This is a genomic window from Vibrio sp. T13N (assembly GCF_032970445.1).
GTDB classification, from domain to species: domain Bacteria; phylum Pseudomonadota; class Gammaproteobacteria; order Enterobacterales; family Vibrionaceae; genus Vibrio; species Vibrio diabolicus.
On sequence record NZ_JAWJYE010000021.1, the window covers coordinates 1 to 21,307 of the forward strand.

The 21,307-nt window shown below is 46.2% G+C and carries 18 protein-coding genes, 2 tRNA genes and 1 riboswitch; of the genes, 13 read left to right on the forward strand and 7 right to left on the reverse strand.

From position 1 onward, the window contains the following. The first annotated feature begins 66 nt into the window (after positions 1–66). The 10 genes from R2S67_RS21295 (at position 67) to thiH (ending at position 9,070) form a co-directional block, all read left to right on the forward strand. Positions 67–143 (forward strand) — tRNA-Asp (locus tag R2S67_RS21295). A 61-nt stretch (positions 144–204) separates the two neighbouring features. Next, positions 205–281 (forward strand) — tRNA-Trp (locus R2S67_RS21300). A gap of 248 nt (positions 282–529) precedes the next feature. Further along, a complete protein-coding gene (locus R2S67_RS21305) occupies positions 530–1,909 on the forward strand; it encodes a multicopper oxidase family protein (RefSeq protein WP_317346991.1) in 1,380 nt (459 codons plus the stop codon). Positions 1,910–2,032: 123 nt separating this feature from the next. Further along, complete coding sequence (gene crcB, locus R2S67_RS21310) at positions 2,033–2,416, forward strand: fluoride efflux transporter CrcB (protein ID WP_005397071.1); 384 nt, start codon at positions 2,033–2,035, stop codon at positions 2,414–2,416. A gap of 60 nt (positions 2,417–2,476) precedes the next feature. Next, a riboswitch (TPP riboswitch) is annotated at positions 2,477–2,575 on the forward strand. 164 nt (positions 2,576–2,739) lie between these two features. Next, a complete protein-coding gene (gene thiC / locus R2S67_RS21315; RefSeq protein ID WP_005397069.1) occupies positions 2,740–4,680 on the forward strand; it encodes a phosphomethylpyrimidine synthase ThiC in 1,941 nt (646 codons plus the stop codon). Further along, positions 4,680–6,098 (forward strand): thiamine phosphate synthase, encoded by a 1,419-nt coding sequence (locus R2S67_RS21320; protein ID WP_317346992.1) that lies wholly within the window; start codon positions 4,680–4,682, stop codon positions 6,096–6,098. Before thiC ends, R2S67_RS21320 begins: the two co-directional genes overlap by 1 nt. Continuing rightward, positions 6,085–6,858, forward strand: a complete 774-nt coding sequence (locus tag R2S67_RS21325) for a HesA/MoeB/ThiF family protein (RefSeq protein ID WP_317346993.1) — start codon at positions 6,085–6,087, stop codon at positions 6,856–6,858. The genes R2S67_RS21320 and R2S67_RS21325 overlap by 14 nt, the downstream gene beginning before the upstream one ends. A gap of 38 nt (positions 6,859–6,896) precedes the next feature. Beyond that, positions 6,897–7,151 (forward strand): sulfur carrier protein ThiS, encoded by a 255-nt coding sequence (gene thiS, locus R2S67_RS21330; protein ID WP_054868329.1) that lies wholly within the window; start codon positions 6,897–6,899, stop codon positions 7,149–7,151. A gap of 5 nt (positions 7,152–7,156) precedes the next feature. Beyond that, positions 7,157–7,924 carry a thiazole synthase gene (locus R2S67_RS21335; protein WP_104974679.1) on the forward strand — a complete coding sequence of 256 codons (768 nt, stop codon included), beginning with the start codon at positions 7,157–7,159 and terminating at the stop codon, positions 7,922–7,924. Positions 7,925–7,957: 33 nt separating this feature from the next. Then, positions 7,958–9,070 carry a 2-iminoacetate synthase ThiH gene (gene thiH, locus R2S67_RS21340; RefSeq protein ID WP_317346995.1) on the forward strand — a complete coding sequence of 371 codons (1,113 nt, stop codon included), beginning with the start codon at positions 7,958–7,960 and terminating at the stop codon, positions 9,068–9,070. Between the two features lie 99 nt (positions 9,071–9,169). Here the strand turns inward: thiH and R2S67_RS21345 are convergent, their stop codons facing one another. Both R2S67_RS21345 and R2S67_RS21350 read right to left on the reverse strand, forming a co-directional pair. Continuing rightward, complete coding sequence (locus R2S67_RS21345; RefSeq protein WP_317346996.1) at positions 9,170–10,960, reverse strand: aminopeptidase P family protein; 1,791 nt, start codon at positions 10,958–10,960, stop codon at positions 9,170–9,172. Between the two features lie 202 nt (positions 10,961–11,162). Next, the gene (locus R2S67_RS21350) at positions 11,163–12,104 is read right to left on the reverse strand and encodes a LysR family transcriptional regulator (protein ID WP_006743068.1); all 942 of its coding nucleotides are present in this window, start codon (positions 12,102–12,104) and stop codon (positions 11,163–11,165) included. A gap of 140 nt (positions 12,105–12,244) precedes the next feature. Here R2S67_RS21350 and R2S67_RS21355 point away from each other — a divergent pair, with 140 nt between their 5' ends. Together R2S67_RS21355 and R2S67_RS21360 are read left to right on the forward strand one after the other, a co-directional pair. Then, a complete protein-coding gene (locus R2S67_RS21355) occupies positions 12,245–13,405 on the forward strand; it encodes a multidrug effflux MFS transporter (RefSeq protein WP_031780601.1) in 1,161 nt (386 codons plus the stop codon). Positions 13,406–13,496: 91 nt separating this feature from the next. Further along, a complete protein-coding gene (locus R2S67_RS21360) occupies positions 13,497–13,781 on the forward strand; it encodes a hypothetical protein (RefSeq protein ID WP_005397034.1) in 285 nt (94 codons plus the stop codon). 27 nt (positions 13,782–13,808) lie between these two features. Here R2S67_RS21360 and R2S67_RS21365 read toward each other — a convergent pair whose 3' ends face one another. From R2S67_RS21365 to R2S67_RS21380, 4 genes are all read right to left on the reverse strand, one after another. Next, positions 13,809–14,264, reverse strand: coding sequence for a DoxX family protein (locus R2S67_RS21365; protein ID WP_012841278.1), 456 nt, complete (start codon positions 14,262–14,264; stop codon positions 13,809–13,811). A gap of 10 nt (positions 14,265–14,274) precedes the next feature. Further along, positions 14,275–15,033, reverse strand: coding sequence for a DNA-binding domain-containing protein (locus R2S67_RS21370; RefSeq protein WP_301576651.1), 759 nt, complete (start codon positions 15,031–15,033; stop codon positions 14,275–14,277). Next, positions 15,030–15,899, reverse strand: coding sequence for a DUF692 domain-containing protein (locus R2S67_RS21375; RefSeq protein ID WP_046874566.1), 870 nt, complete (start codon positions 15,897–15,899; stop codon positions 15,030–15,032). The genes R2S67_RS21370 and R2S67_RS21375 overlap by 4 nt, the downstream gene beginning before the upstream one ends. Positions 15,900–15,981: 82 nt before the next feature. Next, complete coding sequence (locus R2S67_RS21380; RefSeq protein ID WP_031780600.1) at positions 15,982–16,242, reverse strand: DUF2282 domain-containing protein; 261 nt, start codon at positions 16,240–16,242, stop codon at positions 15,982–15,984. A 280-nt stretch (positions 16,243–16,522) separates the two neighbouring features. Here R2S67_RS21380 and uvrD point away from each other — a divergent pair, with 280 nt between their 5' ends. Continuing rightward, complete coding sequence (gene uvrD / locus R2S67_RS21385; RefSeq protein ID WP_005397027.1) at positions 16,523–18,697, forward strand: DNA helicase II; 2,175 nt, start codon at positions 16,523–16,525, stop codon at positions 18,695–18,697. Positions 18,698–19,456: 759 nt separating this feature from the next. Here the strand turns inward: uvrD and ggt are convergent. After that, a complete protein-coding gene (gene ggt, locus R2S67_RS21390; protein ID WP_053808982.1) occupies positions 19,457–21,223 on the reverse strand; it encodes a gamma-glutamyltransferase in 1,767 nt (588 codons plus the stop codon). Between the last annotated feature and the right edge of the window lie 84 nt (positions 21,224–21,307).

Below are 21,307 nucleotides of genomic sequence, written 5' to 3' on the forward strand. Positions count from 1 at the left end.
AGAGTAGGACATCGCCAGGCTTTAAATTTTGGACACTTGCTGATTACAAGCGAGTGATACCACTGCGGAGTGGTAGTTCAGTTGGTTAGAATACCGGCCTGTCACGCCGGGGGTCGCGGGTTCGAGTCCCGTCCACTCCGCCACTTAATATCGACAACCTCGCCCATGCGAGGTTTTGTCAAATCTAGAATATAAGAATTCTACAGGGGTGTAGCTCCAATTGGCAGAGCAGCGGATTCCAAATCCGCGTGTTGGGAGTTCGAATCTCTCCACCCCTGCCATATATCAAGGCTCTGACTTAGGTCAGAGCCTTTTTTGTATCTGCTTGCCACTATGCATGTGTCCTCTCATCCTACCTATACGCCTTTCTGCTACCTGCTGTTCTTTATAAGTATTTATTAGCTACTCGGACTCACCAACCAATTAGACTATTCGTTATAAGCAAGTGCTCCGAAATGTTAGTAATAATTGAGAATCATTATTTATATTTAGTTACACTCAACCGATCTGGATTAATGGGTAACTATGTATGGATATATCTCGTCGACGCTTCCTTCAATCATCCTTAGCAATCTCCGCGCTTACCGTTCTACCTGCATGTTCTCTATCTCGGAGTACTAATAAGGGGCAACATATATACGATATCACTGCAGAGCCTTCTACTGCAGAATTGGTCCCAGGGTTTAACACAGACGTACTCGCGTTTAATGGTTCGATTCCAGCGCCTACGATTCGCTGTCGCCAAGGTGAGAAAGTTATTATCCGATTTACCAACAAGCTTTCAGAGCCAACTACAATTCACTGGCATGGCCTGCGAATCCCCATTGAAATGGATGGTGTACCTTTCTTAAGTCAGCCGCCTATCATGCCGGGTGAAACATTTGTTTATGAATTTACACCGCCAGATGCAGGTACGTTTTGGTATCACCCACACATGAACAGCGTTAAGCAGCTTGGTATGGGGTTGGTTGGGCTAATAATTGTTGAAGAGGCTGAGCCTGTTCAGTTTGATGAAGAGCATGAAGTCGTCCTCAAGCATTGGCATTTAGACAAGCAAGGACAGTGGAAGAACCTAATGGTGCCACGCTTGAGTGCACGTATGGGAACGCCAGGAGAGTGGAGTAGCGTCAATGGTATTCATGAGCCTGTTTATACGCTGGAGCAGAACGCGACTACGCGATTAAGAATTGCTAATGTCGATAACACCATTACCTATCCGATCGCGATTGAAGGCACAGAGGCTTGGGTTGTTGCTATCGATGGCAATCCAGTTAAAACGCCTTATAGGCTCACTCAACACAAAATTGGTCCGGGAATGAGATTGGATATCGGATTGATTGCTCCGAAGGCTGGAGAGCGTGTTTATGTGCGTCAAATGAAAGGGCGCTTCCCATTCTCTTTGTGTGAGTTTGAAGTTGTTGAGTCTGACCTGCCAAGCAACAAGAAACTGCCTTTATTGCCTCTCAACCCTGTGCCTGATCTTGATTTGGAAAATGCGGAGCAAATCGATTATGTGTTTGAATGGGAGGGGGCGATCACTCCTGCCGATAAATCGGGCAAAGCGATACCTAAATTCTGGCTGATGAACAAACGAGCGTGGGAGGGAATGAGTAAAGATAATATCCCAGCACCACTTTCAAAATTGGAACTTGGAAAAACCTATATCTTCAATTTGAAGAACGTTACTCAATATCATCATCCTATTCATCTTCATGGGCATACATTTACTGTTCTTGAGTTAGATGGCAAGAAACTTGACGAACCGTTCCATACCGATACGGTTTTACTTGGAAAAAATGGCAGTGCCAAAGCTGCCTTTGTTGCTAACAACCCTGGACGTTGGATGTATCACTGCCATGTTATTGAGCACATGAAAACCGGTTTGATGGGGTATATTGAAGTAAAGTGACTCCTGTAACTTTTTTAATCTCAGCGTGTTTTAAATGCAATACGTTGTCGAATTCTAAAATTTCACCATCAATATTGCTTTAGTTTTGGTTACAATATCGTCATCAATAGTGTTGGGGGAATTATGGGGCAGTTTTCCATTCTTGGTTTTATTGCACTAGGTGGTGCTTTCGGTGCGTGTTCTCGTTACTTGATATCTGAACTGTGTGTCATTTTATTGGGGCGTGGTTTTCCATACGGTACGCTAACTGTTAATGTGGTTGGTTCATTTATCATGGGCTTGTTGATTGCTGCGTTCGACAATGAACTGTTGGCAACAGAACCTTGGCGACAAGTGATTGGTTTGGGCTTTTTAGGGGCACTGACGACGTTTTCCACCTTTTCTATGGATAATGTTTTACTTATGCAGCAAGGTGCGTTTTTTAAGATGGGGTTAAATATTTTATTAAATGTGGTGCTGAGCATCTCTGCTGCGTGGATCGGTTTCCAATTATTGATGCGCAGCTAGCAAAGTAGTTAAAAATTAAACAGGTCGGCTTGGTTTAACCAGGCCGTTTTTATATACTGATATCACTTGTCGGAGTGCCATAAGGCTGAGACCGTTAATTCGGGATCCGTTGAACCTGATCAGATTAGAATCTGCGAAGGGAACAAGAGAAGATATTTATACCGGAGTTCTTTCTGGTTGACCTATCAAATAGTCGAATGTTGTTATAGGCAAATTACTTAAGCTTTATTTAGCCTTAATTTGACTCCTCTTGTCGCATCTATCCGCCAAGCATTTTTATCCAATTACTTTTTATCTAGTATAACAAAGCAAGGAAAAATGCTATGTCGAGTCGCAAACAAGCGAGACTGGAAGCAAAACAGTTTATTGAAACACTCTCGGTACAGCCGTACCCAAATTCCACAAAAGTATATGTAGAAGGTTCACGTCCAGATGTTCGTGTACCTATGCGTGAAATAGCGCTAGCAGATAGTCTGATTGGTGGCACAAAAGAAGCGCCTATTTTCGAGCCGAATGAAGCCGTCCGAGTCTACGATACGTCAGGTGTTTATACTGATCCGAACTACGATATTGACCTTTATAGCGGCTTACCAAAGCTAAGAGAAAGCTGGATTGAAGAGCGAGGTGACACAGAGTTACTCGATGAAGTAAGCTCGGTGTACACCAAAGAACGCTTAGAAGACGAAACACTAGACGATCTTCGTTACGGTAATCTACCACGTATTCGACGTGCCAAAGATGGGCAATGCGTCACTCAACTGCACTATGCTCGCAAAGGTATTATCACCCCAGAAATGGAATTCATCGCGCTGCGTGAAAACATGGGTCGTGCCAAGTACCGTGATGATGTGCTGAATCAACAGCATCCTGGTCAAAGCTTTGGAGCTAATCTTCCAAAAGACATTACCGCCGAGTTTGTTCGCAAAGAAGTTGCCGAAGGTCGCGCGATTATCCCTTCTAATATCAACCACCCAGAATCCGAACCAATGATCATTGGACGTAACTTTTTGGTCAAAGTGAACGCCAATATCGGTAACTCATCGGTGACGTCTTCGATTGAGGAAGAAGTTGAGAAGCTCGTTTGGGCGACACGCTGGGGTGGGGATACCGTTATGGATCTCTCTACTGGACGTAACATCCACGAAACTCGCGAGTGGATTCTGCGTAACAGCCCGGTTCCGATCGGTACCGTACCTATGTATCAAGCGCTGGAAAAAGTGAATGGAGTTGCCGAAAACCTTAACTGGGAAGTGATGCGCGATACTCTGATTGAGCAAGCAGAGCAGGGCGTTGATTACTTCACTATCCATGCCGGTTTACTACTTCGCTATGTGCCAATGACTGCAAAGCGTGTTACTGGCATCGTCTCTCGTGGTGGTTCTATCATCGCGAAATGGTGTTTAGCGCATCACCAAGAAAGCTTCTTATACACCCACTTCCGAGAGATCTGTGAAATCTGTGCCAAGTATGATGTGGCACTTTCTCTCGGTGATGGTCTGCGCCCTGGTTCGGTTGCCGATGCTAATGACGAAGCGCAATTTGCGGAGCTTCGTACTCTTGGTGAGTTGACTAAGGTTGCGTGGGAATACGACGTACAGGTGATTATCGAAGGTCCTGGCCATGTTCCAATGCACATGATCAAAGAGAACATGGAAGAGCAGCTAGAGCACTGCCATGAAGCTCCGTTCTACACCCTTGGTCCACTGACGACAGACGTCGCTCCTGGTTACGACCATATTACGTCAGGAATTGGCGCTGCCATGATTGGCTGGTATGGCTGTGCGATGCTTTGTTACGTAACACCTAAAGAGCATCTTGGCTTACCAAACAAAGAAGACGTGAAGGTAGGCATGATCACTTACAAGCTTGCTGCTCACGCTGCTGATTTGGCTAAAGGGCACCCTGGCGCACAAGTTCGTGATAACGCGCTTTCTAAAGCACGTTTTGAATTCCGCTGGGAAGACCAATTCAACTTGTCACTTGACCCAGAAACCGCGCGCGCTTTCCATGATGAAACCTTGCCTCAAGAGTCGGGAAAAGTTGCTCACTTCTGTTCGATGTGCGGACCAAAGTTCTGCTCGATGAAGATTTCGCAAGAGGTTCGAGAATACGCGAAAGATACTGAGCAAGTTGCTGCGGACCAAGCTATCTCGATCAAAATGCTTGATGATCCTCTTGAGGGGATGCGTCAGAAATCGCAAGAATTTAGAGAGTCAGGTTCTGAGTTATACCACCCAGCAGCACATGCCGAGGTAAGTGACTAATGAGCAAAATCCTTATTCCGTCATCATTATTGATTGAACTGACAGGTTTAGTTCAGCAATGTTTGTTGTTGGCGAAAGAACAGGGTTTTATAATCGAAGACATTGAGTTGGGCGTGAGCCCAACTCAATCTATTCAGCTTGTTCGCGACCAACAGACCACACACATAACGACTGATCTCATTGATGGATATGACTCTGAACATGAGAGTTTATTTGTGCTTTATTACCGCTCTACTTTGTCGGTAGAAGCGTGTGCTAAGCAACCGTCGAAAGCGATTTATATTGGTATTGCTGATACTCAGGTTTCCGATAAAAAGGAGAAAGTGCATCAGCTTGATATCTGGCGTCACCCCTTTAACGACGAAGTGAGAGCGCTTTCCGTTAAGTCCAAACCCAACGTAATGTTCGATCCCGAACATCACCTTGCTGGGATAGTAGCGCTGACAGTACTCGATTTTCCTATCGAAGATGCGTTAACACTTGCTCGAGGAATGCTAACCCAACAAGCGAATGTTTCACGTGAAACACTATCGAATGACAACCTTTACGAGGAACAATCAACTCAGTGGGCTAACCAATTTGATGATTTCCCCACACCAGTACTGGAAGATAACCGACTCGGTATTCAAGTTGGTTGGTCTGCGCAAGGTGAGAGCGTTAGCTTTCCAACTCTAACTAAGCAAAGTCTAGGGCTCTACCCAGTCGTTGATGACGTTGCTTGGATTGAGCGTTTACTGCCACTAGGCATCAACACTATTCAACTACGAATCAAGAACCCACAACAAGCCGATTTGGAACAACAGATCATTCGAGCAATTGAGCTAGGTCGTCAGTATCAAGCGCAAGTGTTCATCAATGACTATTGGCAGTTGGCAATCAAACATGGCGCTTATGGCGTTCACCTAGGGCAGGAAGACATAGAAGAATCGAATTTGGCTCAGCTAGCTAAAGCGGGTATTCGTCTTGGTCTTTCTACTCATGGTTATTATGAGTTACTGCGTATCGTACAAATTCATCCTAGCTACATCGCTCTAGGGCATATTTTCCCAACCACCACAAAACAGATGCCATCGAAACCACAAGGTTTGGTGCGCTTGGCACTGTATCAAAAGCTGATTGATAGCATTCCTTACGGAAACAAAGAGTCGGCTTGCCGTCCTTCAAAAGACAAAGCCGTTAGTGGCGACGTGCTTGGTTTTCCGACGATCGCGATCGGTGGCATCGACCAATCTAATGCTGACCAAGTTTGGCAAACGGGCGTTTCTAGCTTGGCAGTCGTGCGTGCTATTACCTTGGCAGAATCACCTCAGTCCGTTATCGAGTTTTTTGCACAACTGATGAAGGAAAGACAGCTAATGTTTACTGATCAGAATAGTGAATTAGCGGATACCAAGAGAGGCGAGCATGCTCACGGATAAGCAGTTCCTTCGCTATCAACGCCAAGTCGCTTTGCCTGAAATAGCTGAAGGTGGGCAAGAGCGTTTGAGTAAATCGCACGTGCTGATCATCGGCTGTGGTGGGTTAGGAAGCGCAGCGAGTTTGTACTTGGCATCAGCGGGTGTTGGTAAATTGGTTGTGGTTGATGACGATGAAGTTGATAGCAGTAACCTACAACGTCAGATCATTTATCGTGAACAAGACCTCCAAGTTGCGAAAACAAAAGCCACTGTAAAGCAACTCACTGAACTTAATTCTATGGTTCAAATTCGTGCTCTCAATAAGCGATTAGACAAAGCGCAGTTACAGCTTGAGGTGATGCTAGCGGATGTGGTGCTCGACTGCACCGATAACATGCCAACGCGCCAGTTAATTAACCAAGTTTGTTTCGAGCAAAATACGCCGCTCATCTCGGCGGCGGCAATTGGTTGGCAAGGGCAATTCGCTGTTTTTGATTACCAAACATCAAGTGAACAAGAAGCGCAGAGTAAAGCCTGTTACCGCTGTTTGTATCCGTTCGACGAATTACCGCAAACGCAAAAGTGCAGTGAGAGCGGTGTCGTCGGTCCGGTGGTGGGCACACTTGGCAACTACCAAGCGATAGCAGCAATTCAAAAACTGGCGACGGGAGCGTTTCATGTCGAGACTGCCAAGTTACATCTGTTTGATGGATTGAAAATGCAATGGCAAATCATGGCGATAAGCAAAGACAAACAGTGCCAAGTGTGTGCTCAAGTTTAGCTTACGAGTAATGGGCAGAATTAAGAGAGTTGGAAGCAATGACGTTATCAGAACAACAAACAACACAAATGACCGCTGCTGACCTAGATGTGATCACTATTGTGATCAATGACCAGTCACATCAAGTTGCCAGTGAGTCGAATCTACAGCAAATCATTAGTCAATTTGCGCTGCCTGAAATGGGCTGTGTTTTTGCAATTAATAACCATGTTGTGCCGCGCAGTGAGTGGGCTAGCACAGTTCTTTCACAGGGAGATAGCATCTCTTTGTTTCAAGCGATCGCAGGGGGTTAAAGTCGATGCTTAAAATTGGTGATAAACAATTCGAATCTAGACTGTTCACAGGAACAGGGAAGTTTGCCAACAGCCGACTAATGGCAGAAGCGATTCAAGTGTCGGGTTGTCAACTTGCGACCATGGCGTTGAAGCGTGTGGATGTGAACGACCAACAAGACGATATTTTGCTGCCGTTAGTACAAGCTGGGGTGAACTTATTGCCGAACACTTCAGGTGCAAAGAATGCTAAAGATGCTGTGTTTGCTGCACAACTGGCGAGAGAAGCGTTAGGTACTAACTGGTTAAAACTGGAAATTCATCCAGACCCGAAGTACTTGATGCCCGATCCTATTGAGACACTAGCAGCCGCTGAGCAACTGGTTCGTGAAGGCTTCATTGTGCTTCCTTATTGTCATGCTGACCCGGTTCTGTGTAAACGATTGGAAGAAGTAGGCTGTGCTGCAGTCATGCCATTAGGTGCGCCGATCGGTTCCAATAAAGGGATAGTTTCTCACGACTTCCTAGAGATCATTATCGACCAAGCTAATGTTCCTGTCGTTGTTGATGCGGGTATTGGTGCTCCTTCACATGCCGCGCGTGCGATGGAAATGGGCGCGGATGCCGTGCTCGTCAATACTGCGATTGCAGCTTCGAGCGATCCCGTTGCGATGGCGAAGGCATTTAAGCTGGCGGTAGAGTCGGGGCGTATGGCTTATGAAGCCGGACTTGCAGGTAAGGTTTCTCATGCGGTTGCGTCGAGTCCACTGACGTCATTCCTAGATGAGCTTTAGTTCTAGGTTGATTAGCTATTAAGCGAGGAAAACATGAGCTTCGTTGAGCAATTTAAGCAGTTTAATTGGGATGACATTTCGATGTCGATCTATGCGAAAACAGCACAAGATGTTGAGCGAGCATTGAATAAATCCAAGCGTGATTTGGAAGATTTTAAGGCGCTAATTTCACCGGCGGCAGAAGCGTACTTAGAGCAAATGGCGCAGCTGTCATACTCGGCAACTCGCAAGCGTTTTGGTAATACCATGTCGCTTTACATTCCACTGTACCTTTCTAACTTGTGCGCCAATGCTTGTACTTATTGTGGCTTCTCGATGGAGAACAGAATCAAGCGTCGTACCTTGAATCGGAACGAAGTGGCAGCAGAAGTTGAAGCCATTAAACGCATGAAGTTTGATAGCGTATTGCTGGTGACTGGCGAACACGAAACCAAAGTGGGCATGAAATACTTCCGCGAAATGGTTCCGATGATTAAGCAACGCTTTAATTATTTGGCGATGGAAGTGCAGCCGCTAGATCAAGACGAATACGCAGAGCTCAAGACATTGGGTTTGGATGCGGTGATGGTTTATCAAGAAACGTATCATCCTTCGACTTATGCTGAGCACCATTTACGTGGCAATAAGATGGATTTCGAATACCGATTGGATACACCCGATCGTCTTGCAAAAGCGGGCATCGATAAGATCGGTATTGGCGCTTTGATAGGATTGGAAGAGTGGCGTACAGATTGTTTTTATGTGGCAGCGCACCTGGACTATCTTGAGCGCACGTATTGGCAGACTCGTTACTCAATTTCTTTCCCACGTTTGCGTCCTTGTGAGGGCGCGCTCCAACCCAAATCAGTAATGACGGATAAGCAGCTTGTTCAGTTGATTTGCGCTTATCGTTTGTTGAATCCAGAAGTGGAGTTGTCATTATCGACTCGTGAGTCACCGAAGTTTAGAGACAACGCATTGGCTTTAGGCATTACCAGTATATCTGCAGCATCGAAAACTCAGCCGGGTGGTTATGCGATGGATGATGTTGAGCTCGAGCAGTTTGAGATCAGTGATGAGCGAAGTGCTAGTTCTGTGGAAGATATGATTAGAGCCAAAGGCTTTGACCCTGTATGGCGAGATTGGCACTCGGCGTATTCTGGATAAGCAACAAATAAAGCCACTGATCATCGCTATGTTTCACGTGAAACATAGGAAAAAATAGAGGGTTGATGCAAAACATCAACCCTCTATTTTTTCTAGCTTCTAGCTGTGTGCTACAGGTAGCGTTGCCTGACGAAGCCACTCTTTCACATCACCTTCAACCAGCGGGCTGATCTCATCCCATACTTTCTGGTGGTAATCATTCAGCCAAGCAAGTTCTGGACGAGTTAACATATCAACATTGATGTTGCGTTTGTCGATTGGGCAGCGTGTTAGTGACTCAAATGACAGAACAGGGAAGTCACCGTTAGTTGGGGTTTCAACAACAAGCTCTAGGTTTTCAATACGGATACCAAACGCATCTGCACGGTAGTAACCTGGCTCGTTGGATAGCACCATACCTTCTGTTAGAGGCACGTCGATTTGCTTTTTCGAAATGCTCGCTGGACCTTCATGAACACTTAGGAAGTGACCAACACCGTGACCAGTACCGTGATCGTAATCGTAACCTTCCGCCCATAGGTGCTGACGAGCTAGAGTATCGATTTGGTAACCACGTGTGCCTTTAGGGAAACGAGCTCGAGCAACGCCAATATGACCTTTCAGCGCCAACGTAAATTGCTTCTTCATTTCTGAAGAAGGTTGACCAATCGCGATAGTACGCGTGATGTCGGTAGTGCCATCGAGGTACTGACCGCCTGAGTCCACAAGGTAAAGCGTGTTCAGTTCTAACTTACCAGGTTCAGGTTGGTTCTCGTGATTGTAGTGACACATGGCCGCGTTGCCGCCTGCCGCTGAAATGGTATCGAAGCTGAGATCCATTAGCGTAGGGTCTTCGCTACGAAATGCTTCCAGTTTGTCTGCTAATGTCGCTTCGTCATGCAGGTTACCAGCAGCAACTTCCGCATCTAACCAACATAGGAACTTGCTCATTGCCACGCCATCGCGGATATGACACGCCTTCATACCGGCAATTTCAACCGAGTTCTTCGCCGCTTTTGGCATCAGACATGGGTCTGCTGCTGCAATCACGGACGCACCAGAGTTTTGTAGTACTAGCTTAAACCAAGCGTTACTGATTGCAGGGTCAACTAATACCTTTTTACCTGTCATGGCTTCAAGGCGAGATTGAAGTGCTTCTGGGTGGTGAACCGTCACACCGGTGCCTACGTGAGCGTCAAAATCAGCAGGTAGACGAGCAGGATCGAGGAAGTATTCAACGGTTGAGTCGGCATGCAGAATCGCGTGAGAAAGCAGAACTGGTAGGCGTGATACATCCAAACCACGTACATTCAGCAGCCAACAAATAGAATCTAATGCTGTGATCACAGCGCTATCTGCACCCGCTTTTTTTACCAGTTGGGCGATCTCTTGACGCTTACTCTCACTTGATTGACCGACGGCTTCTGTTGGCATCAGGCGAACATCAGAGACAACAGGCGCTGGGCGGTCATGCCACAACTCATCAATTGGGTTGTTGGTCAGAATATTTAGCTCAAGCTTTCCAGCCAGTTTAGCTTGTGCCATGTCTAGCCAAGCTGAGCTGTGCATACGAGGATCAATTGCGACAGATGCGTTTGTTGGCAGGTTGTCTAGAACCCAATCTAAAGCTGGTTCTTCAATAAGGTGACGATATTCAAATAGGTCACCAGGGACTTGTTTGGTGACTTGAACGGTATAGCGGCCATCAACAAAGATAGCGGCTTTGTCTTTGGTGATGACGGCGGCACCAGCAGAGCCTGTAAAGCCTGTTAACCAATGTAAGCGCTCGTTGTGCGCTGGGACGTATTCACCCAAATACTCGTCCTCGTGCGGAACCAGTAGGGCATCAATATTATGTTGTACAAGCCATTCGCGAATCGCATTCACGCGGCTGAGAGTTTCGTTGTGCATCTGTTTTATTCCTTCAAATTACCGCTCCTTCATGCTCAGGTGTGGGAGCTGTTTCCTTCTGCTTCATGCAGTTTATGATCAACGCAAGTTTGCAATGACTTAGGTTGAGTCGGAGTACAACTAGGCCATAGATGAGCCAAAAAGGACTACGACAGTTAAGCTACTCATTTTACCCGCTAAGCGCAAATTGAGAGCGGTATTTTTATCTAAGGTGATCGGTTTTTTGTGTGATCATCGTACGTAGCCAACCCAATGCAGGGTCGTTTTCTCTGTCTCGGTGCCAGAATAAAGTGTAAGCCATAGGTGGAAATTCTAGTGGGAGTGGTAGTACGACCAAATCAAGCTGTTTAGCAGCGAGCTGCACAAAATGGCTTGGGGCGGTAAAAATAAAGTCAGTGTAGGAACATAAACTTGCGGCACTATTAAAGTCCGGAACGGTGACGGCAATATCGCGGTCGGCTCCAATATCGGCAAGGCGATAATCTAACAGCCAACGGTCGTTGCCGTCACAACGCACTTGTACGTGACGCAGGGCGAGATACGCTTCGAGGTTCCAAGGCTGTTTTAATGCTGGGTGATTTTTGCGAATAATACACATCTGGTGATCTCGATAAATTTCCAGTTCGCATATGTCATCGGGTGGCAGCAGAGTCAGCTTGGCATCATTAATATCGATATCTTTTCCAGTTAAGCCTAAGTCTAGCTCGCCACGTTGCAGCATTTTAAAAGTATTATCGGACCAAGGGTGAGTGCTGATCGTCACCCCAGGGGCTTGCTGAAAAATCGCCGGTAAGAAATGGGGTAGAATCAGAGGGTAAACACTTTCAACCGCTGCTATTTGAAAACGGTATTCGCTACTTTGTGGAGAGAACTCTTCTGGTTGAGTCAGTACTTCTAACTGGTTTATCAACAGATCCAGTTTAGGTTTAAGAAACAAAGCGCGCGGTGTTGGTGTTAATCCATGCGAGTTTCGGGTGAAAAGTGGGTCATCAAATTGGATGCGCAGTTTAGCCAGTGATTTGCTCACGGCAGACTGACTCAAGCACAGTCGGTGGGCGGCTCGGGTGACATTTAACTCTTCTATCAAAACTTTAAAACAGACCAATAGATTTAAATCGATACGAGCCAGTTTTTCGACGTTCACGGTGAATTTCCTCTAAGGAATAATGCTCATGATTATACATCATTTCCATTCATATCATCAGATGATTAAGCTCTATCCAAAGTTCTTTATCCAATTCGGAGTGTTGTGTGCCTAGCCAGTTTTCTAATAGTAAAAAACAGATGGCGTTATTGACCCTTTTGGTTCTTTTCAGTCCTCTTGCGATTGATATTTATCTACCTGCTTTACCTCTTATTGCTTCCACTTTTCAGGTCGATAATGCGCTAGCACAAGACACGATCACTTGGTTCTTATTTGCGATGGGTGTCGGGCAACTGTTTGCTGGCCCTTTGGCAGATAAACTCGGACGTCGAACTGTTGCATTGGGCGGTATCACTATCTATGCGATGAGCGCTTTATTGGCGTGGAGTGCTCAAAATATTGAATGGATGTTGGTTTCCCGACTGCTACAAGGCTTAGGTGCGTGTGCGACATCGGTAGCAGCCTTTGCAACAGTTCGCGATATCTTTGGCCCGGAAAAAAGCGGCAAAATGATCAGCTATCTTAACGGCGCGATTTGTTTTATTCCGGCATTAGCTCCAATTCTAGGTAGTTGGTTAACTCAGCAATTTGATTGGCGAGCTAACTTCAGCTTTATGGCTGGCTTTGCCGTTGTGTCCGGTTCATTGATGTTTTTCATGATGAAAGAGACCAACCCATCAACGGAAAAGCAAGCCGTGTTTAAGCTCAGCCGTTATTGGGCAGTGCTTAGTACGCCATCTTTTGTCTTCCATGCTTCACTGTGTTTAATGGCAATGGCGGTTATTCTCGCGTATGTCACCTCGGCGCCATCGGTATTGATGACAGGGATGGGGTTGTCGATGAATGAGTTCACCTTCTGGTTTGGTGTAAATGCAGTGATCAATATTGCGGCTTGTATGCTTGCACCTAAGTTTATGGAGCGCGTTGGCACGCACAACACCTTAGTTACGGGGATCTCGACTCTGGGCCTCGCAGGTGTGATCATGCTAGTGATGAATGGTCAGAATACCGCGCTTTCTTTTATGCTACCTATTTTCATGTCGTCAGTGGGTTTTGCATTCATTCTGGGTGCAGCAGCAGGGAAAGCATTAGAACCGTTTGGTGATAAGGCGGGTACGGCAGCTGCACTGCTTGGGTTGTTCCAAATGAGTGGCTCTGGTTTGTTGGTTGGTACGTTGCAGCGTTTATCTTTGGAACCTCAAACACTGATCGCAATTCATATGTGGGTTCTATTGCCTGCGTTAGTGGTTCTGTTTACAAAAGCAGGTAAGAACTGGCATTCAAGCTTTGCGAAAGCGTAAATCAGTGTAATTTAGTATTTTCCAATGTAAGTAAGGCGTGTATATTTGTCGTTCAGACTTTTCCTGACACCATAACGGAACTCAAAAAGTAATGTCGTTAACCACGTATGAAATGGCTCGTATTCTAGAGCAAATGGAAGATTCACCAGAAAAGGTGATGTTTGGCAAGTTGCTTAATGAGCTGGGTAATCAAAGCTCCGAGCGTATTCGTAGTGCGGCTAAACAAGTACCTCTGCCAATTTTGCGTGATATCGTGTACCAATTCCAGCAAGTGATTGAGTCGCGCAAAGGTGAACAAGTTGAGCTGTTGGCAAAAGATCTTGCTCAACAGGGCATCTCAGCTGATGAGCTTCTTGCTTACTTAAATAAACAATAAAAAGTCCCCGCCACTGCGGGGATTTTTTTATCGCGTCAACTTGTTCTTTATAACATGGTCAATAGAGATAACTCCCGGTCCCCATACGATGACCACTAAAATCATGAATCCCCACAATTGATGGTCATAGAACCCTTTTTCCCACAATACCGGGTAAGAGATGACCGCGATGATATTGAACACAAACAGAATCGCAGCCATCGGGCGGGTAATTAATCCCAACGCTAAAAACACTGGCAGAATTAACTCGGCAGCCGTTCCCATGTAGGCCGCTAACTCCCAAGGCAAAAGTGGCACTTGGTATTCCAATTCGAATAGATACAGCGTGCTATCCCAAGAAGAAACTTTGATTAACCCTGAATTGAAGAACACCCATGCAACCCACAAGCGACAAAAGAGAAGTAGTAAAGGGACAAAGCCAGCTTGTAAGGTATTGATCAAGTCGTCGTACCGATTGACTAAGTTTTTAACCGTATTCGTCATAGAGTGCTCCTTAGATTGATTTCAATGTAAAGCCGTCAACGAGATCGAGTGCCATGATGCTATTAAGGTGAACGAGCAAAGCTTCGGGTATTTCGCTCAAACTCTGCTTCTGCTCTAAACATTGCAGCAGTTGAAAAACATCGGTATCGAGTGCATGACATTGAGCTTCTCCATTGGCTTGAATCGAGATGACACCTCGCTGTAATTGATTGATATTGAGCTGTTCAAAATCTTGGTGTTGAATCGCATGAAAGAGATCAAATACGGCGTAGTTGGAGTCAAAGCTGCGGCTGCCAGTGAGCAAATGAAACACCAATTGAGGTTGTTGTTCTTCCGTCACTTGGGTAAGTGCAGATAAAGGGATTCGATTTGGTTTTTCGACTTTCTCATTCTGTATTTGTCGAGCTAAGTCCATATGCCATTCAAATCTTGCGACTTCAGGTGCGTACGGAGCTTGGGTCATGACCTGACTAAACTGCATAATCGTATCTTGAAAGCTAGCACCATAATGTACGACATTACCTTCAGCTAAGGGGTGAGAAAGTACGTGTTGGCGAGCAATTTGATCGAAGCACTCTTTTCCAACTAAGGCTTCAACCATTGGGTAGGTCGCTGCCAATATCTCACTCAAGCTGATGATAAAGTTATTGCGGTAAATCTGTATGCGTTCATCTGCAGTAAACTTGTCACTCACAATGTCGCATTCTTCACCGAGCGCTTGATAATGTAGGGCTTTAGCAAACTGACTCTGCAAGGTCGCAAGCTTCATGACGCTTTCCTTTTGCTCTTTTGGTCAATTAAATGATTTTTCTGCAATAGTGAGGATGCTTTTTCTGCTTCGCCAAGAAGTATTTCTGGTGCAGGAATATCCAAATCCCATTCAATCAGCGTATGGCGAGGGCCGTGTTTTTGTGTCCAACTAACGAACAGCTGCCATACTTCATCACTGACGGGACGGCTATGAGTATCAATCCAAATCTCACCTTTATCCAACGTCTTAATAGTAAAACCTGCCAAATGAATCTCGTCGACTTTGTCGGCTGGAATCGCATCTAGGTATGTGTCGCAATCAAAACCGTGATTGAAGGCGGAAACATATACGTTATTTAAGTCGAGTAATAAACGACAGTCGGTGCGCTTTTGCACTTCGGTAAGAAAATCCCATTCGCTGATGGTTGAATGGTGAAACTTCACATAACTAGATGGATTCTCAATTAAGATTTCACGTTGTAGGTATTCTTGCACTTCAAGCACGTTACGAGTGAAGACTTGCAGCGCTTCTTCCGTGTAAGGCAAGGGAAGTAGATCATTGAAGTAGTGACCACCATTTTCACTCCAGCTTAAATGGTCAGAGACGAAGAGCGGGTCAATTGTATTTATCAATGCTTTTAGTTGCGCTAAATGTTTCGTATTCACACGTTCCACCGAGCCCAGCGATAAACCAATACCGTGGCAACTGATGTGGTAGTGCTCGCGTAATGCTTGTAGTTGATGGCGCTCTACTGAGTTGGGCTGAAAGTAGTTCTCGCTGTGGATTTCTAGCCACGACAGCTCAGGTTTGTGTTGGCTAAAATAATCGAGATGAGGGGAACGTAATCCGACGCCAGCAAGAGGATGGAAAGAGTGATGTTTCACGTGAAACTCCTTTTCTGATTGGCGAGTAACTGGGGGCGTTGGTTAAAGTGCAACGCGCCCCACAGAAACTTGTGATGTTGAGTTATGAGCCGCTGGTGCTACCGCCAGCCAATTTGTCACACAATCCTTTAGGAACGACAACAAAAGCATCTTTTTGGTTGTCTTCTTTAGAGGTGCCCGCGCAAGAGCTGTTTTTCGTTGCGCAGTCATTTTTACCGGCTTTCGCCACGCCATAACACTTTTCTTTTTCTGCTGCGACAGCAGGGGCTGCGGTGAGCATGGTGCCACCAAGAGCAAGAAGTCCAGTAACAGCAGCAGTAACAGCAAGATTCGATTTTTTCATCATAATTTCCTCTGAGTGATTTCCTTTTACTTTCATTCGGCAAGTCGATTCGCCGTTTGGCGTACAACCTTTATCCACTTGCTTAAATTAAAAGATAGAGATGAGGCAGAAAAACTTTCATAAAAATAACTCTCGCGAATGGTTTTGGGGTGATTACCTTCGTTAACTCTTTGAATGAAAGATTAAAAAAACAACGAATTTTTTATCAAGTTTTGTCTAAACAGCACCCAGCTGTTTAGGTTATAATCGGTTTTTATGTATAAATAACCAGTAGCTCATCATGATGGATCCATCTCTATTACTCGACGGTCTAAACGATAAACAGCGTGAAGCCGTTGCAGCTCCTCTAGAAAACTTACTTGTCCTTGCTGGTGCAGGGAGTGGTAAGACTCGCGTTCTTGTTCACCGTATCGCTTGGCTTATGTCAGTCGAGCAAGCTTCTCCTTTCTCGATCATGTCGGTCACCTTCACCAATAAAGCGGCAGCAGAAATGCGTGGTCGTATTGAAGAGTTGATGATGGGCAGTGCATCTGGCATGTGGAATGGGACTTTCCACGGTATCTGTCACCGCATTTTGCGTGCACACTATCTTGATGCCAAGCTACCGGAAGATTTCCAAATCATAGACAGCGATGATCAGCAGCGCTTGTTAAAGCGTTTGATCAAAGCGCAAAACTTGGATGAAAAGCAGTGGCCTGCACGCCAAGTTTCATGGTGGATTAATGGTAAGAAGGACGAAGGATTACGCCCATCGCATATCGACGCTTATCACGATCCAGTGACCAAAACTTATTTGCAGCTGTATACCGCTTACCAAGAAGCGTGTGATCGTGCTGGCTTAGTGGACTTTGCGGAAATTTTGCTGCGCGCGCATGAGCTACTGCGTGACAACAAGTTTGTGCGTGAACACTACCAAGCACGCTTTAAGCATATCTTGGTTGACGAATTCCAAGACACCAACAACATTCAATACGCTTGGCTACGCATGATGGCTGGCCCAGATTGTCACGTGATGATTGTAGGTGACGACGACCAGTCAATTTATGGTTGGCGCGGTGCAAAAGTCGAGAACATTGAGAAGTTCACGCTGGAGTTTCCGAGCGTGAACACCATCCGTCTCGAACAAAACTATCGTTCGACGAAGACGATTCTTGAAGCGTCCAATACCTTGATTGCGAACAACACTGAACGCATGGGTAAAGAGCTGTGGACGGATGGCAATGTGGGAGAGCCGATCTCGGTTTACAGCGCTTATAACGAGCTTGATGAAGCGCGCTTTGCGGTCAATAAAATCAAAGAGTGGCAAGAGAATGGCGGCGCATTGAATGATGCTGCGATGCTGTATCGTAACAACGCGCAATCTCGTGTTTTGGAAGAAGCATTAATTCAGGCAGGCTTACCGTACCGTATTTACGGAGGCATGCGATTCTTCGAGCGTCAAGAAATCAGAGATGCGTTGAGCTACTTGCGTTTGATGGCGAATCGCAATGATGATGCCGCGTTTGAACGTGTCGTGAATACCCCAACCCGTGGTCTGGGTGATAAGACGCTTGAGACTATCCGTCGTGCAGCTCGTGATAGAGGGTGCACCATGTGGGAAGCCAGTCTGGCAATGCTCGATGAGCAAGTATTAACGGGTCGAGCAGCTGGCGCGTTAAGTCGTTTTGTCGAATTAATCACCGCGCTGGAAGACGATACACTAGAAATGCCATTGCACGAGCAAACGGACCACGTGATCAAGTACTCGGGTTTGTTTGCGATGTATGAGCAAGAGAAGGGCGAAAAGTCTAAAGCTCGCATAGAAAACTTGGAGGAGCTGGTTACCGCCACTCGCCAATTCGAAAAACCAGAAGAAGCGGAAGAAATGTCTCTGCTGACGGCATTTTTAACGCATGCGGCTCTGGAAGCGGGCGAAGGTCAGGCGGACGAATTTGAAGATGCAGTCCAACTGATGACGCTGCACAGTGCGAAAGGTTTGGAATTCCCATTGGTATTCATGGTCGGTGTGGAAGAAGGTATGTTCCCAAGCCAGATGTCCGCTGAAGAGGCAGGGCGCTTAGAAGAAGAGCGCCGTCTGTGTTATGTGGGTATGACGCGCGCGATGCAAAAGCTCTACATTACTTACGCGGAAATGCGTCGCCTATATGGCCAGGACAAATACCACAAACCATCGCGCTTTATTCGTGAATTACCAGAAACGTGTTTGGATGAAGTGCGCATGAAGGCGCAAGTGAGTCGCCCTTCAAGTAGTGGACGTTTTAGCCAAACCGCAGTAAAAGAAAACTTCAATGAGACTGGTTTTTCACTAGGTTCTCGTGTGATGCATCCGAAATTTGGTGAAGGAACGATCATCAACTTTGAGGGCAGTGGCCCACAAAGCCGAGTGCAGATTGCTTTCAATGGTGAAGGCATTAAATGGTTAGTCACCGCTTATGCGAGACTGGAGAAGCTGTAGGGCTTTGTGAAAAAATGAACATAGGAGCTGCTTCGGTGGCTCTTTCTGTTTTGGCTGTTTTGAATCAACAAAATGCTGAAAGATAGGGAGCTAAATGACGCTATTCGAAAAGGCTCTTGGTCTAAATCGCTTATCTTTAGACAAAGAAAAACCCCGAGGGCTTACGCCCGTCGGGGTTATAGTCTTACTCGCAGCAATCCAGCTACTAAAAGTGCTCCATGCATCAAATCCTTGATAGCGTGCTGCATTCCTTCAGCTTAATCCTTTCGTCGCCTTCCTAGCGGTGTCCTTGACCTTATCCTGGTCTGCTAACCATCCTCGTTAGCTCTCATCACTTGTTCCCTGAGCGGTGTCCATGACATCATCCTGATGTTCAGTCCTTTCCTCGTCCAGAGGTGTCCATTTCCCGTCCTTAGTAGCAACCGTCCTAGTTGCTATTGATTCCGTTCAATGTCCAGTTTTGCAATCCATGCCCGACTATTCATCCTGAATACCCGTTTCTTCTTCCTGAAGTTCACCAAATCCGTGGTGTTTCCTGTTCCGTGTCAGCATCCTTCCGACAAGGTTCATATTACGCTCTTCACGATTCTCAACAATGGTCGAAGCCCACATTTTTCTCAATCAAAAGCGTTTGAAAAATAAACATGTTTATATTATTCAATGTCTTATGGTTATTTTTTGGCTGTTTTACCATTAAAAAAGAGAGGTTTGCTCCACTCCTTGTGAGAGATCTCGCACAAGGAGTCGAGCAAAACAGGCCTATTTGCCGATTGCTGCTCCTTCTCGACGAGGATCTGCGGCACCTTCTAGTCCATCTTTTGTGATGCGTATCGCATGCAGTCCAGAATTCAAATCACGAACATTGGTTTTAAAGCCCATCTTCTCTAGCTCTGGCTGTAAGCCTTCTGCCGCGGTACCTTGCTCAATATCTAAGGTGCCAAAACGGTCAAGTAATCGTGGTTGATTGATTGCTTGTTGGATATTCATATCCCATTGCGTGTGGGCAATGATGGTTTGCGCCACGTAACCGATGATTCGACTGCCACCCGGAGAACCTATCGCCATGTAAGGTTTGTTATCTTTCATCATAATGGTTGGGGCCATTGAAGATCGTGGACGTTTGCCTGGCTCTATACGGTTGGCGATTGGAATTCCGTCATTATGAGTACGGAAAGAAAAATCGGTCAGTTCATTATTGAGCAAGAAGCCACGCACCATTAAGCGCGAGCCAAACGCATTCTCAATGGTGGTCGTCATTGACACCACATTGCCTTGCTTATCGACGATATTGAAATGGCTGGTGGAAGGGAGTTCAATGGACTCGTCCATGCTTAAATTCATTGCGTGCGACCACGGAGGATTGCCTGCTTCAACTTTGCTTAGTGCTTTGCCGACTTGGATCAGCTCTGCTCGCTGCTGGAGGTAGCTTTTATCAAGCAAGCCTTGCGTTGGCATCGGCACGTAATCTTGGTCTGCCATGTATTTACCACGGTCAGCAAACGCTAGACGCGATGCATCGGCGAGTACTTGCCAAGATTTAATGCTGTTAGCCCCCCAGCCTTTGAGATCGTACTGTTCAGTGATCGCCAAAATCTGACCAATGGTGAGCGCGCCAGAGCTTGGTGGTCCCATGCCGCAAATGTCATAGCTTTGGTATGCTGCACAAACCGGCTCACGTTGTCTGATTTGGTAGGTATCAAAGTCGAGTTGGGCTAATACGCCGGGGTTACCCGGCGCGTTTTGTACCGTCTTGATAATGTCTCTGGCGATATCCCCGTGGTAGAAGGCTTGAGCACCTTGCTTGGCAATAGCACTCAGTGTTTGTGCGTATTCAGGGTTTTTTAATAGCGTACCTTCGGTTTTTGGCGAGCCATCCGAGTTAAAGAAATAGGCTTTTGTGACTGGAAAGCGTGATAAACGCTCGGCGTCTTTTTCTATCAAGCTTGCTAGGCGAGGACTGACTTTGAATCCTTGCTCCGCAAGCGAGATAACAGGTTGAATGATCTTTTTCCATTCCAGCTTGCCGTATTTCTGGTGGGTATCCCACAATAGTTTCACGGTGCCTGGTGTTGCGACAGAGCGTCCACCAACCACGGCATCGTAGAATTGCAATGGCTGACCGTTCTCATCTAAAAATAGCTTTGGCGTTACGGCGAGGGGGGCGGTTTCACGCCCGTCGTAAGTGGTCAGTTTTTGCTTTTCGCTATCCCAATACACTAAGAACGCACCGCCACCAATACCTGATGACTGGGGTTCAACTAAGCCAAGCATCAATTGCACTGCGACCATGGCATCTATCGCATTCCCGCCTTGCTCAAGTACGTCTGCACCCGCTTGAGTCGCCAGTGGGTTAGCAGCGGTAACCATATAATCTTTAGCTTTGACCAGCTGCTTTTGCTCAATGCCAGTGCTGTGCTCTGGTGCGACCGAATCTGCAGCTTGGTTAGCGAAGGCTTGTCCAGTGAAGGTGAAAGGGGAAGTAAGAAAAAGACCCGAGAGTACGAGTCGGTTAAATGTCCATTGCATGATGACTCTCCATGTTGCCAACTAAGGTTATTCAGCTTGGCAGCCACGGAGATAGTCGTCGAGTTTCCTATTAAAGAAATGTCG